Annotated in this window: 5 protein-coding genes, 1 tRNA gene and 1 rRNA gene; 1 reads left to right on the top strand and 6 read right to left on the bottom strand. The window is 71.1% G+C overall.

The features are described 5' to 3' along the window. Positions 1–282 precede the first annotated feature (282 nt). The 3 genes from ACIPAE_RS34660 to ACIPAE_RS34670 all read right to left on the bottom strand — a co-directional run bounded on the left by ACIPAE_RS34660 (position 283) and on the right by ACIPAE_RS34670 (position 9,818). A complete protein-coding gene (locus tag ACIPAE_RS34660) occupies positions 283–3,090 on the bottom strand; it encodes a DNA translocase FtsK (protein WP_402450744.1) in 2,808 nt (935 codons plus the stop codon). A gap of 179 nt (positions 3,091–3,269) precedes the next feature. Continuing rightward, positions 3,270–3,983, bottom strand: coding sequence for a response regulator (locus ACIPAE_RS34665; protein WP_329364075.1), 714 nt, complete (start codon positions 3,981–3,983; stop codon positions 3,270–3,272). A 288-nt stretch (positions 3,984–4,271) separates the two neighbouring features. Next, on the bottom strand, positions 4,272–9,818 hold the full coding sequence (locus ACIPAE_RS34670) for a HAMP domain-containing protein (RefSeq protein WP_402450746.1): 5,547 nt from the start codon (positions 9,816–9,818) through the stop codon (positions 4,272–4,274). 329 nt (positions 9,819–10,147) lie between these two features. Between ACIPAE_RS34670 and ACIPAE_RS34675 the strand changes: the two genes are divergently transcribed. Beyond that, on the top strand, positions 10,148–12,775 hold the full coding sequence (locus tag ACIPAE_RS34675; RefSeq protein ID WP_329373835.1) for a SpoIIE family protein phosphatase: 2,628 nt from the start codon (positions 10,148–10,150) through the stop codon (positions 12,773–12,775). Between the two features lie 62 nt (positions 12,776–12,837). Here the strand turns inward: ACIPAE_RS34675 and ACIPAE_RS34680 are convergent. The 3 genes from ACIPAE_RS34680 to rrf form a co-directional block, all read right to left on the bottom strand. Beyond that, a tRNA-Thr gene (locus ACIPAE_RS34680) sits at positions 12,838–12,910 on the bottom strand. 51 nt (positions 12,911–12,961) lie between these two features. Beyond that, positions 12,962–13,750: a DegT/DnrJ/EryC1/StrS family aminotransferase gene (locus ACIPAE_RS34685; RefSeq protein ID WP_366410000.1), complete on the bottom strand. Its 789-nt coding sequence runs from the start codon at positions 13,748–13,750 to the stop codon at positions 12,962–12,964. A gap of 72 nt (positions 13,751–13,822) precedes the next feature. Continuing rightward, a 5S ribosomal RNA gene (gene rrf / locus ACIPAE_RS34690) occupies positions 13,823–13,913 on the bottom strand; the annotation flags it as partial.

Raw genomic sequence — 13,913 nt, forward strand, 5'->3', positions numbered from 1 at the left:
TCAACGGGGTGACAGTCGTCCTGCCTGTACAACTTGACGCTTGGACCGGAGAAACGGTTGCCCTTCAACGTGCCCCGAGTTGGCCGACGTCACACGTGGCACGACTCCACTTGTGTGACGAATGGTACGTACGTCCGGGTGTACCCGTCGGTACCGCTCCAACGCCCGGGCCGGTGGCCTTGCGCCGCATCACGGCCCGTCATCCCGGCCCGTCATCCGGCCCGTCATCCCAGGGGCCGCCGGCCCCCGGGCCCGTCGCTCCGAGCGCTCACCCTCAGCGCGTCACCCCGGCCCGTCGCCGCCGCGGATCACCGCCAGCACCCCGTCCAGCTCATCCGCCTTGACCAGCACGTCGCGCGCCTTGGAACCCTCACTCGGGCCGACGATCCCGCGGGACTCCATCAGGTCCATCAGCCGCCCGGCCTTCGCGAAGCCCACCCGCAGCTTGCGCTGGAGCATCGAGGTGGAGCCGAACTGGGTGGAGACCACCAGTTCGGCCGCCTGGCACAGCAGGTCCAGGTCGTCGCCGATCTCCTCGTCGATCTCCTTCTTCGGTCCGCTGCCGACGGTGACGTCGGACCGGTAGGTCGGTGTGAGCTGCGCCTTGCAGTGCTCCACCACCTTGGCGATCTCGTCCTCGGTGACGTAGGCGCCCTGCATCCGGATCGGTTTGTTCGCGCCCATCGGCAGGAACAGCCCGTCGCCCTTGCCGATCAGCTTCTCGGCGCCCGGCTGGTCGAGGATGACCCGGCTGTCGGCGAGGGAGGAGGTGGCGAAGGCGAGCCGGGACGGCACGTTGGCCTTGATCAGGCCGGTGACCACGTCGACGCTCGGCCGCTGGGTGGCCAGCACCAGGTGGATGCCGGCGGCGCGGGCCAGCTGGGTGATGCGGACGATCGAGTCCTCCACGTCGCGCGGCGCGACCATCATCAGGTCGGCCAGCTCGTCGACGATCACCAGCAGATACGGATACGCGGTCAGCTCGCGCTCGCTGCCCTCGGGGGTCTTCGCCTTGCCCGAGCGCACCGCCGCGTTGAAGTCGTCGATGTGCCGGAAGCCGTACGCGGCGAGGTCGTCGTAGCGCAGGTCCATCTCGCGGACCACCCACTGGAGGGCCTCGGCGGCCCGCTTCGGGTTGGTGATGATCGGCGTGATCAGGTGCGGGATGCCCTCGTAGGCGGTCAGCTCGACGCGCTTGGGGTCGACCAGCACCATCCGGACCTCGTCCGGGGTGGCGCGGCACATCACCGAGGTGATGAGGCAGTTGATGCAGGAGGACTTGCCGGAACCGGTGGCCCCGGCGACCAGGACGTGCGGCATCTTCGTGAGGTTGGCCACCACGTAGCCGCCCTCGACGTCCTTGCCGAGCGCGACGGTCATCGGGTGGTCCTCGCCCGCGGCCTCGGCCGAGCGCAGCAGGTCGCCGACGTTGACCATCTCGCGGTCGCTGTTGGGGATCTCGATGCCGACCGCGGACTTGCCGGGGATCGGGCTGATGATCCGCACGTCGGGACTGGCCACGGAGTACGCGATGTTCTTGGCCAGCGCGGTGATCCGCTCCACCTTCACCGCGGCGCCCAGTTCCACTTCGTACCGGGTGACCGTCGGGCCGCGGGTGAAGCCGGTGACGACGGCGTCGACCTTGAACTCCTTGAACACCTGGCTCAGCGAGGCGACGACCGCGTCGTTGGCGGCGCTCCGGGTACGGCCGGGGCCACCGCGCTCCAGCAGGTCGAGCGAGGGCAGGGCGTAGGTGATGTCGCCGGAGAGCTGGAGCTGCTCGGCCCGCGGCGGCAGCGGCGGCCCGGCCTCGGAGGTGGCGGCGGGCTTGGTCAGGTCGGGTACGGAGTCGCTGCCCTTGGCGGCGCCGGCCGCGCCCTGGGCGCCGGTGTCGTCGGCGCGGGCGGCGGGCACCGGCTTCTTGAGCCGGCTGGTGAGGTCGGCGACGAGCGGGGAGGGCTGCACGCCGTGCAGCACCGCGCCGTCGAGGGCCGCGGCGGCCGCGGCGGCGACGTCCACCGGGTCCAGGTCGAGGTCGTCGGCCCCCTGGACGGACGCCGGCTCCGGGCGGCGCCGGGACTTGCGGCGCGGCTTGTCCTGCTCCTCCGCGTCGAGCCCGCCCATGCCCGAGCCCGCACTGTCGCCGTCACGCTCTATGTCGTACGGGTCGGCGTCGGCGCCCTTGCCGGCACGGGACTTGGTGAAGCGGGCGGGCACCCGGCGGACCGGTGAGTCGTCCTCGGCCGCTCCGGAGCGCGACCCGGACACGGCGTCCGCGTCGTCGTCGAAGAAGTCCTCCAGCGGGACGGCCTCGGGGTCCGGCGGGGGTGCGTACAGGCCGACCCGGACGCCGGCCGCCCGCAGCCGCTGCGGGATCGCGTTGACCGGGGTCGCGGTGACCACGAGCAGCCCGAAGACGGTGATCAGCAGGAGCAGCGCCGCGGCGAGCACGGAGCCGACGGTGTAGTGCAGGGGCGCGGCGGCGGCCCAGCCGATCAGGCCGCCGGCGTCGCGCAGCGCCTGCGCGCCGTCGGCGCGGCTCGGGGCGCCGCAGCCGATGTCGATCAGGCCGAGCACGCCGAGCACCAGCGCGGACAGGCCGATCACGATCCGGCCGTTGGCCTCGGGCTGCTCGGGGTGGCGCATCAGCCGGACGGCGATCGCGCCGACCAGGAACGGCACCAGCAGGTCGAGCCGGCCGAAGGCGCCGGTGATCAGCAGGGCGACCAGGTCCCCGACCGGGCCGTGCAGATTGGACCAGGTGCCGGCGGCGACCACCAGGGTCACGCCGAGCAGCAGCAGCGCCACGCCGTCCTTGCGGTGCGCGGGGTCGAGGCCGCGCGCGCCGCGCCCTATCCCGCGGAAGATCGCGCCGACGCCGTGTGCGAAGCCGAGCCACACCGCGCGCACCACCCGGTAGAGGCCGCCGGTGGGGGACGGCGCGGCCGCGGGCGCGGGTTTGGCCGCCGCCGCCTTCTTGGCGGGCGGTCGGGAGGCAGCGCTCTTGGCCGCGGGCTTCTTCGCCGCGGTCTTCTTGGCCGGAGGCCGCGCCGGGGGTTTCTTGGCGGTGCCGGACGTACGGGGGGCCATGGGCCGAGGTTACCGCCCTTGTGATCGGGGGACACGCCTGCTCGGGGATACGCCCGTTCGTGTCGGACCGCGCTGGGCGCCGGGTTGACGCCGCGTCATGGGCCGGGAGGACGACCGGCGGGAGCGTGCCACCCGGCTCGCGCACGGCGCGCCGCGGAGTCCGGACCCGCCGTGCGCGCTCAGTCCGAGCCGCCCTGCTGCCTGCCGAACCCGTTGCCGCCGCCGGCGTCGCCGGGTTCCAGCGCGTCCAACGCCCGCCGCAACCCGGTGAGTTTGCGCTCCAGGTGTGCGGCCGTGGCCACCACGGCGGCGTCGGCGCTGCCGTCGAGCTGCTTGCCGAGCGCTTCGGCCTGCTCCTCCACGGCGGCCAGCCGCGCGGACAGTTCGGCGAGCAGGCCGACGGACTCCCTCGCACCTGCCGGGCCCGCCCCGCCGGCCACGGCGCCGGACGGCGCGCCCTGCTCCAACTGCAGCCTCAGCAGCGCCGCTTGCTCGCGCAACTGGCAGTTCTTCATGTACAGGTCCACGAACACCGAGACCTTGGCGCGCAGCACCCACGGGTCGAACGGCTTGGAGATGTAGTCGACCGCACCGGCCGCGTATCCGCGGAACGTGTGGTGCGGGCCGTGGTTGATCGCGGTGAGGAAGATGATCGGGATGTCCCGGGTCCGCTCCCGCCGCTTGATGTGTGCCGCGGTCTCGAACCCGTCCATGCCCGGCATCTGGACATCGAGCAGGATCACCGCGAAGTCGTCGGTCAGCAGCGCCTTGAGCGCTTCCTCCCCTGACGATGCACGGACCAGGGTCTGGTCCAGCGCCGAGAGGATCGCCTCCAGCGCCAGCAGATTCTCCGGCCGGTCATCGACCAGGAGGATCTTGGCCTTTTGCACCACGCCACGCCCTCCTCGCCCCGGCTTGGGGCCTCCCCGACTCGCAATGCCGACGGAAGCGCCGATCGCCGCCCCCGGGGGCAGCAATGTCCCGCCGCCCGTCCTTGTGCCGGTCATCGTAGCCGCACCCCGCCGTTCGCCACACCCTGTCACCGCCACGTCACTCACCACATACCGGAAACGCAGGCGGAGACCGTAAGGTTCCCAGATTCCGAACGGCCCACACCTCACCTGCCCCTCAAGTCGGCAAAATATTCAGCCATCTTCGGGCAGGTTCGGTGATCGGGCCGATCATCGGGCGTGCATCCAGTCCTCCATGAGCGTCAGCAGGTGGTCGGTGTCCACCGGCTTGGTCACGTAGTCCGACGCCCCGGAGTCGATCGCCTTCTCCCGGTCGCCCTTCATCGCCTTCGCGGTGAGCGCGATGATCGGCAGCCCGGCGAACTGCGGCATCTTGCGGATCGCCGTGGTCGTCGCGTACCCGTCCATCTCCGGCATCATGATGTCCATCAGCACCACGGCGATGTCGTCGTACTGCTCCAGGACGTCGATGCCCTCGCGCCCGTTCTCCGCGTAGAGCACGGTCAGGCCGTACTGCTCCAGCACGCTGGTGAGCGCGAAGACGTTGCGGATGTCGTCGTCCACGATGAGGACCTTCTCGCCGCTGAACCCGCCGGTGAAGGCCGGGTACGCCTCCCCGTGCGCTGTCTCCCGCGCCGCCGCGCCCGCGTCGGTCCCCGCGCCCTCGGCGCCGTGCACGGCGCCGCTCCGGCCGTTTGCGGCGCCGCCGTGGCCGTTCAGGGAACCGGCGCCGTTCGCGGACCCGCCGCCCTGCGCCGAACCGCCGTTCCCGGACCCGGACCCGGTGTCGCCGTCCGCCGGCCGCGCCGGGCCGGGCGCGGGTTGGGCGGAGCGGCGGCGCAGCCGGGCCAGGCTGCTGCCCGGGCTGCGGTTGCGGCCCTGGGCCTGCTGGTCGGCGTCCGCGCCCCGGCCACTGCCGGCGCCTGCGCCTGCTCCGGCCGGCAACTGCGGCTGCACGGGCAGCGTGTCACCGAGGCTGAGCGGCAGGTACAGCGTGAAGGTGGAGCCGCGGCCGGGCTGGCTGTCGGCGTGGATCTCGCCGCCCAGCAGCCGGGCGATCTCCCGGCTGATCGACAGGCCAAGGCCGGTGCCGCCGTACTTGCGGCTGGTGGTGCCGTCGGCCTGCTTGAACGCCTCGAAGATCACCAGCATCTTGCTCGCCGCGATCCCGATGCCGGTGTCGGAGACCGAGAAGGCGATCAGCGGCTGGTCGGCGTCGCGCATCGTCCCCGCCTCCAGCAACTGCTCCCGGATCGCCTGCGGCACATCCGGTCCGGCCGGGCGGATCACCAGCTCCACCGACCCGGAGTCGGTGAACTTCACCGCGTTCGACAGCAGGTTGCGCAGCACCTGCAGCAGCCGCTGCTCGTCGGTGTGCAAGGTCACCGGCAGCTCAGGCGAGACCCGCACCGAGAAGTCCAGGCCCTTCTCCGCGGTCAGCGGCCGGAACGTCGCCTCCACGTAGTCCACCAGCTGCACCAGGGCGATACGGGTCGGCGAGACGTCCATCTTGCCGGCCTCGACCTTCGACAGGTCCAGGATGTCGTTGATCAGCTCCAGCAGGTCGGAACCGGCTCCGTGGATCGTCTCGGCGAACTCGACCTGCTTGGGCGACAGGTTGGAGTCGGCGTTGTCGGCCAGCAGCTTGGCGAGGATCAGCAGCGAGTTCAGCGGCGTCCGCAGCTCGTGCGACATGTTCGCCAGGAACTCCGACTTGTAGCGCATCGAGACCGCGAGCTGCTCGGCGCGCTCCTCCAGGACCTGCCGGGCCTCCTCGATCTCGGTGTTCTTCACCTCGATGTCGCGGTTCTGCCGCGCCAGCAGCTCGGCCTTCTCCTCCAGTTCCGCGTTGGACATCTGCAGGGCCCGCTGCCGGTTCTCCAACTCGTCCGAGCGCTCCTGGAGTTGCTCGGTCAGCTCCTGGGACTGCTTGAGCAGCCCCTCGGTCTTGGTGTTGACCGAGATGGTGTTCACGCTGATCGCGATGATGTCGGTGATCTGGTCGAGGAAGTCCTTCTGGATCTGCGTGAACGGCTGGAACGCGGCCAGCTCGATCACGCCCAGCACCCGCCCCTCGAAGAGCACCGGAAGCACGATCACATGCGCCGGCGGCGCCTCGCCGAGCCCCGACACGATCTTCAGATACCCCGGCGGCGCCTGCTCGATCAGGATCGAGCGCTTCTCCACCGCGGACTGCCCGATCAGCCCCTCACCGGGCAGGAACACCGAGGACATGGTGCGCCGGGAGAAGCCGTAGCTGCCGATCAGCGCGAGTTCGTACTCCGCACCGGACTCCGCGGTGTCCTGCGCGAGGAAGAACGCGCCGTGCTGCGCGGACACCACCGGGGTCAGCTCGCTCATGATCAGCGCGGCCACGTCCCGCAGGTCGCGGCGGCCCTGCATCAGACCGGAGATCCGGGCCAGGTTGCCCTTGAGCCAGTCCTGCTCCTTGTTGGCGAGGGTGGTCTCGCGCAGCCGGACGATCATCGTGTTGATGTAGTCCTGCAGTTCCAGGATCTCCCCGGCCGCGTCCACGTCGATCCGCAGGTTCAGGTCGCCGCGGGTCACCGCGGTGGCGACCTGCGCGATGTTGCGCACCTGGCTGGTCAGGTTGTTGGCCATCAGGTTCACCGACTCGGTGAGGTCCTTCCAGATCCCCGAGACACCCGGCACCCGCGCCTGACCGCCCAGCCGACCCTCGGTACCCACCTCGCGCGCGACCCGCGTCACCTCGTCACCGAACGCGGACAGCTGCCCGACCATGGTGTTGATCGTGGTCTTCAGCTCCAGGATCTCCCCGCGCGCGTCCACGTCGATCTTCTTCGACAGGTCACCGCGCGCGACCGCGGTCGTCACCTGCGCGATCTGCCGCACCTGGCCGGTCAGGTTGGACGCCATCCCGTTGACGGACTCCGTCAGGTCCTTCCAGGTGCCCGCCACGCCCGGCACGCGCGCCTGGCCGCCGAGGATGCCCTCGGTACCCACCTCGCGCGCCACCCGGGTGACCTCGTCACCGAAGGCCGACAGCGTGTCCACCATCGTGTTGATGGTGTTCTTGAGCTCCAGGATCTCGCCCCGGGCGTCGACATCGATCTTCTTCGTCAGGTCGCCGTTGGCGACGGCGGTGGCCACCGAGGAGATCGACCGCACCTGCGACGTGAGGTTCGACGCCATGCCGTTCACCGAGTCGGTGAGGTCCTTCCAGATGCCCGACGCGTCACGCACCCGCGCCTGACCGCCCAACTGCCCCTCGGTACCCACCTCGCGCGCCACGCGCGTGACCTCGTCACCGAACGCCGACAGCGTGTCCACCATCGTGTTCACGGTCGTCACCAGCGCGAGGATCTCGCCCTTCGCGTCCACCGTGATCTTCCGCGACAGGTCGCCGGCCGCCACCGCAGACGTCACGTCCGCGATGTTGCGCACCTGGGACGTCAGGTTGTTCGCCATGAAGTTGACGGACTGCGTGAGGTCCTTCCACGTACCGCTGACGCCCTTGACCTCCGCCTGGCCGCCCAGGATGCCCTCCGTGCCCACCTCGCGCGCGACCCGGGTCACCTGCTCCGCGAACGACGACAGCTGGTCGACCATCGTGTTCAGCGTGCTCTTCAGTTCCAGGATCTCGCCCTTGGCGTCCACGTCGATCTTCTGCGACAGGTCACCGCGGGCCACCGCCGTCGCGACCTGCGCGATGTTGCGGACCTGGCCGGTCAGGTTGCCGGCCATGAAGTTCACCGAGTCCGTCAGGTCGCGCCACACGCCGGCCACGCCCGGCACCTGCGCCTGACCGCCCAGCCGCCCGTCCGTGCCCACCTCGCGCGCGACCCGGGTCACCTGCTCGGCGAACGACGACAGCTGGTCGACCATCGTGTTGATGGTGTTCTTCAGCTCCAGGATCTCGCCCCGGGCGTCCACGTCGATCTTCTGCGACAGGTCGCCACGGGCCACCGCCGTCGTCACCTGCGCGATCTGCCGCACCTGCGAGGTGAGGTTGCCGGCCATGAAGTTGACGGAGTCCGTCAGGTCCTTCCAGGTGCCCGACACCCCGTCCACCCGGGCCTGACCGCCCAGCCGGCCCTCGGTGCCCACGTCCCGCGCCATCCGCGTGACCTGCTGCGAGAACGAACTGAGCTGGTCCACCATGCGGTTCACGGTGTTCTTCAGCTCCAGCATCTCGCCGGAGACATCCACCGTGACCTTCTGCGACAGGTCGCCGTTGGCGACGGCCGTGGTCACCTGCGCGATGTTCCGCACCTGCGCGGTCAGGTTCCGGAACGCGGTGTTGACGGAGTCCGTCAGGTCCTTCCACGTCCCCGCCGCGCCGGACACCTGCGCCTGCCCGCCCAGCTGTCCCTCGACCCCGACCTCGCGCGCGACCCGCGTCACCTCGTCACCGAACGCGGACAGCTGGTCCACCATGGTGTTCACGGTGTTCTTCAGCTCCAGCATCTCGCCGGAGACGTCCACGGTCACCTTCTGCGACAGGTCACCACCCGCCACCGCCGTCGTCACCTGCGCGATGTCCCGCACCTGCGCCGTCAGGTTCCGGAACGCGGTGTTGACGGAGTCCGTCAGGTCCTTCCACGTCCCCGCCACACCCGGCACCTGCGCCTGCCCGCCGAGCTGACCTTCCGCGCCGATCTCCCCCGCGACCCGCGTCACCTCGTCGGCGAACGTCCGCAGCGTCTCCGTCATCGCGTTGATCGTCTCGGCGAGCTGCGCGACCTCACCGCGCGCCCCGATGGTGATCTTCTGCGTCAGGTCGCCGTTCGCGACCGCCATCGTCACCTGCGCGATGTCCCGCACCTGCGCCGTCAGGTTCCCCGCCATGAGGTTGACGGAGTCCGTCAGGTCCTTCCACACCCCGGCCACGCCCGGCACCTGCGCCTGGCCGCCCAGCTCGCCCTCGGTACCGACCTCCCGGGCCACCCGGGTCACCTCGGACGAGAATGACGAGAGCTGGTCCACCATCGTGTTGACGGTGTTCTTCAGTTCCAGCATCTCCCCGGCGACATGCACCGTGACCTTGCGGGACAGGTCCCCCTTCGCCACTGCCGTCGTCACCAGCGCGATGTCCCGCACCTGCGCCGTCAGCCGGTACGCCATCGTGTTGACGGAATCCGTCAGGTCCTTCCAGGACCCGGAGACGCCCCGCACCTTCGCCTGCCCGCCGAGCTTGCCCTCGGTACCGACCTCGCTCGCGACCCGCGTCACCTCGTCGGTGAACGCCGACAGCTGGTCCACCAGACCGTTGACCGTACGGCCGACCTTCAGGAACTCACCGCGCAGCGGATGCGCCGACCCGTCCGCGTTCTGCGCCCGCAGGTCCATCCGCTGCTCGAGATCGCCCTCGGCCACCGCCGACAGCACCCTGCCGACCTCGGAGACCGGCCGCACCAGGTCGTCCACCAGCGCGTTCGACGCCTCGATCGCGGCCGCCCAGGACCCCTCCGACGGGCCCGTCTCCAGCCGCTCCGTCAGCTTCCCGTCCCGGCCCACCACCCGCCGGACCCGGGCCAGCTCACCGGTCAGATGCTGATTACGGTCGGCGACCTCGTTGAACACGACCGCGATCTCCGCCAGCGGCCCGTCCCCGGACACCGGCAGCCGCTTGCGGAAATTGCCGTCCCGCATCGCGGACAACGCCCCGAGCAGCTTGGTGAGCGCGGCCATGTCGACCTCGACGGTCCCGTTCCCACGGGATCGCCCGTTCTTCGTACGCGTGACCGTGCCCCGCGCCGATGCGCCAGACTCCACCGTGTTCCTCCCGGAGGGTCGACCGACCCGCAGATGAGCAAGCTTGCAACCTTCAGAACATGCCCAGTGTTTCACTACGGCCCACCCCTCCCATAACAGTTCGGCAGCATCGGAGGAACTGCGACCACGATCGGGGTGGAAACACCGGTAACCGGCGCACACGCGGTCGGTGTGGGTAGGTAACGTGAACGGTGCTGCCACAGTCGGGGGGTCCCACCCTCCGACGGGCGCACACGCAGGGGAGCCGCCGGGTGACGTTCCAGCAGCACGGCGACGCACCGGCAGCAGCGGGCAGCGCGCCCGCGCGGACACGAACCATGAGGAGATCGGTGATCACGGCGCGGGCAGCGGCCACCTTCGAACCGGTGGGACGGTCGGTCGCGATCGCCCGCGCCTTCGTCCGCGACACCCTGCACGGCTGGGGCTTCGCCGACGTGGTGGACGACGCCGTCGTCCTGACCAGCGAACTGGTCACCAACGCGGTGGTACACGCGGGCACCGCCGCCGACGTGCAGTGCCTGCGCTACGACACCGCGGTGCGCGTCGAGGTCGCCGACCACTATCCCGAGCGCGAAGTCCCCATGCAGACCCGCGGCCGCCAGTTCCGCGAGACCGACAACGAGGGCGGCCGCGGCCTGCTGCTCTGCTCCGCCCTGGCCAGCCGCTGGGGCGTGGAGTACTCCGCCGCCGGCAAGTACGTCTGGTTCCAGCTCGAACTGCCCCAGCGCCCCACCGGTACCCGCTCCGCCGGACCCGTACTGCCCACCGCCGACCTCCCCGTCGCCGACGAACGCGTTCGTGTCGCCGTCATCCAGGTCGACCGGTCCGGCGCCATCACCCGCTGGAACGACGACGCCACCGACCTCTTCGGCCACACCGCCGCCGACATCGTCGGAAAGTCCCTCGCCGACCTCGCCGCCTGGCCGCAGACCCCCGGCACCGGCATCGGCCTTGCCGACGCCCTCCAGCTCTCCCGCTGGGAGGGCACCTACGGCCTGCGCGACGCGGGCGGCCGCGTCCTGTCCGTCTACGGCTCCCACCTGCGGGTCCGCGACACCGCCGGCGAACCGTCCACCGTGTGCCTGCTGGTCCGCGCCGAGGAGCGCGCCGTCCTCCAGTCGCCGAACCGCGGCTCCCACGGCTCCGACGCCCACGCCTCCCAACGCGGCAAGGCCACCGACGCGTTCGAGGTCTTCATCGGCTCCCCCGCCCCCGACGACCTCGACGGCCTCCTCCAGCGCACCGTGGAACGCGCCCGCGACATGCTCGACGGCGACGCCGCCTACCTGCTGCTCGCCACCGACGACGAGACCGAACTCGAAGTACGCGCCTCCACCGGCCTGCCCTCCGCCCGCCAGCGCTTCGCCCGCGTCCCCGTCGAGGCCGGCACCGGCCGCTACGGCAGCGCCCGCATGCCCGCCGTCCACGAGGACCTCACCGCCGTGCCCGGCGCCGTACCGCTGCTGTCCGGCACCGGCATGCGCTCCGTCGTCACCGTCCCGCTCAAGGTCGAAGGCCGCCTCACCGGCTCCCTCGGCGTCGCCGCCGAAGCACCCGGCCGCTACAGCAACCAGGAGGCGCTCCGCCTCCAGTTCGCCGCCGACCGGATCGCCCTGGCCGTCGAGAGCGCGCGCCTCACCGAACTCGAACGGCTCCGCCGCGGCTCGCTCTCCTTCCTCGTCGAAGCCTCCGACCTGCTCGCCGGCACCCTGGAACGCGACCAGACCCTGGCCCTGATGGCCCAGATGACCGTCCCCACCCTCGCCAGCTGGTGCGCCGTCTACACCATCGCCGAGCAGTCGGAACCCGAACTCGCCTTCGTCCTGCACGAGGACGAGGACCGCATCGACGGCATCAAGGCCCTCCTCCAGCAGGTCAGGCCGCCCGAGCCCGACCCCACCCCCGGCGCCCGGATCTGGACCGCCCCCTCCGACGCCGCCCACTCCAGCGCCCTGCGCGCCTCCCTGCGCAGCCTGGGCGTCGGCGCCGCCCCCGGCACACGCCCCGCCACCACCCCGGGCATCGCCCTGGCCACCGCGGCCGCGGTCGGTGGAGAAACGGTCGTGCTGCCCCTGGTCGCCCGCAACCGCGTCATCGGCATGCTCACCCTCGGCAAGCCCAGCGACGAACGCTTCCGCCAGGAGATCCTCGAACTCGCCGAGGACCTCTCCCGCCGTGCCGCCCTCGCCCTGGACAACGCCCGCCTCTACAGCGAGCGCACCGCGATCAGCCAGGCCCTCCAGCGCAGCCTGCTGCCGCCCGAGCTGCCCCGCGTCCCGGGCGTCGAGGTCGAGGTCGTCTACCGCGCGGCCGGTGAGGGCAACGAAGTCGGCGGCGACTTCTACGACCTCTTCCCGATCCGCGAGGGCTGCTGGGGCTTCGCCATCGGCGACGTCTGCGGCACCGGCCCGGAAGCGGCCGCCGTCACGGGCCTGGCCCGGCACGCCCTGCGCCTGCTCGCCCGCGAGGGCTTCGGCGGCCCCGCCGTCCTCGAACGCCTCAACGCGGCCATCCTCGACGAAGGCGCCCGCAGCCGCTTCCTCACCCTCCTGTACGGCGAGTTGTGGCCCCGGGAGGACGGCAGCGCCGAACTGCGCATGGTCTGCGCCGGCCATCCCCTGCCGCTGCGCCTGCGCCCCGACGGCACCGTCGAACCCGCGGCCGAACCGCAGCCGCTGCTCGGCGTCATGGACGACCTGGACCTCTACGAGCAGTCCGTCACCCTCGACCCCGGCGACGTCCTGCTGTGCGTCACCGACGGTGTCACCGAGCGCCGCGAGGGCAGCCGCATGCTCGGCGACGACGGCCTCGCCGACGTGCTGGCCACGTGTACGGGCCTGACCGCCGGCGCGGTCGCCGCGCGCATCCAGCGCGCGGTGGAGCGTTTCGCGGCCGACGCGCCCTCCGACGACATGGCGATCCTGGCGATGCGGGTACCCGCGCTGCCGAAGCCGTGAAGCGCCCCCGTCCCGCCTCATGACAAAGGCCCCCGCCATGAGGCGGGGGCCTTCTTTCGCAGAGCCCCAATACGGAATCGAACCGTAGACCTTCTCCTTACCATGGAGACGCTCTACCGACTGAGCTATTGGGGCGCGTCGATGGGAAGATCGTAGCCCATCAGCGCGTGTGCACGAAAACCGCGCTCAGACGATCCCGCCGAGCCGGTTGCAGACCGTGGCAATATGCGTCAACTCGCGCTGCGTCAGGCCCGAGTGAACCGGCAGCGACAGGCTGTCCGCGGCGACCAGCTCGGTCTGCGGCAACTCCACCGGCGGCGCCGCACGGTGCGCCGGCATCCGGTGCACCGGCACCGGCACGCTCACCGTCGCCCGCACCCCGCGCACGGCCAGCGCCCGCAGGTACGCGTCCCGGTCCGGCCGGCCGTTCCCCGGCACCCGCACGGTGTACTGGTGGTAGACGTGGTGGGCACCGGGCGCGGTGTACGGCACCACGACGCCGGTGAGCGCCGAGTCGAGGAACCGCGCGTGCGCCCGGCGGCGGGCCACGGCGCCCACGTCCTCGCCGCTCGGCGCCTCTTCCACGACGGCCAGCCCGTGCCGGACCGCGAGGTCGTCCAGGAGGTCCATGGCGGCAGGGTGGCCGAACACGTTCACCGGGACGAGAGCGGCGGTGCGGGAGGTGACACACGCGGCCACCGAGGCCGGGTCCACGCAGTACGTCCGCGGGTCGATGTCGGCGAACACCGGTGTCGCGCCGGCCAGTCGAGCCCCGTCGGCGGGTGCGCCGGGACCGTACGACGGCACGATGACCTCGTCGCCGCGGCCGATGCCGAGCGCTTTCAGGGTGTCGCGAACCGCGGTCGCCGTCATCTCCGAAGCGATACCGGGCCGCCGTCCGGCAGTCGTCATCTGCTGCACGTCTCCACACCTCCGCCTGTCGGGGTGCCCAGGTTCCCGTTTCGACGTGAACATGAGGGTAACGAGCAGCAAAAAGACCCCAACCCCCGGGACAAGCCTCGGGGGTTGGGGTCTATTCAAATAATTGTTCGGCGGTGTCCTACTCTCCCACAGGGTCCCCCCTGCAGTACCATCGGCGCTGAAAGGCTTAGCTTCCGGGTTCGGAATGTAACCGGGC

This window comes from Streptomyces sp. NPDC087270, from assembly GCF_044744625.1.
Lineage (GTDB): Bacteria > Actinomycetota > Actinomycetes > Streptomycetales > Streptomycetaceae > Actinacidiphila.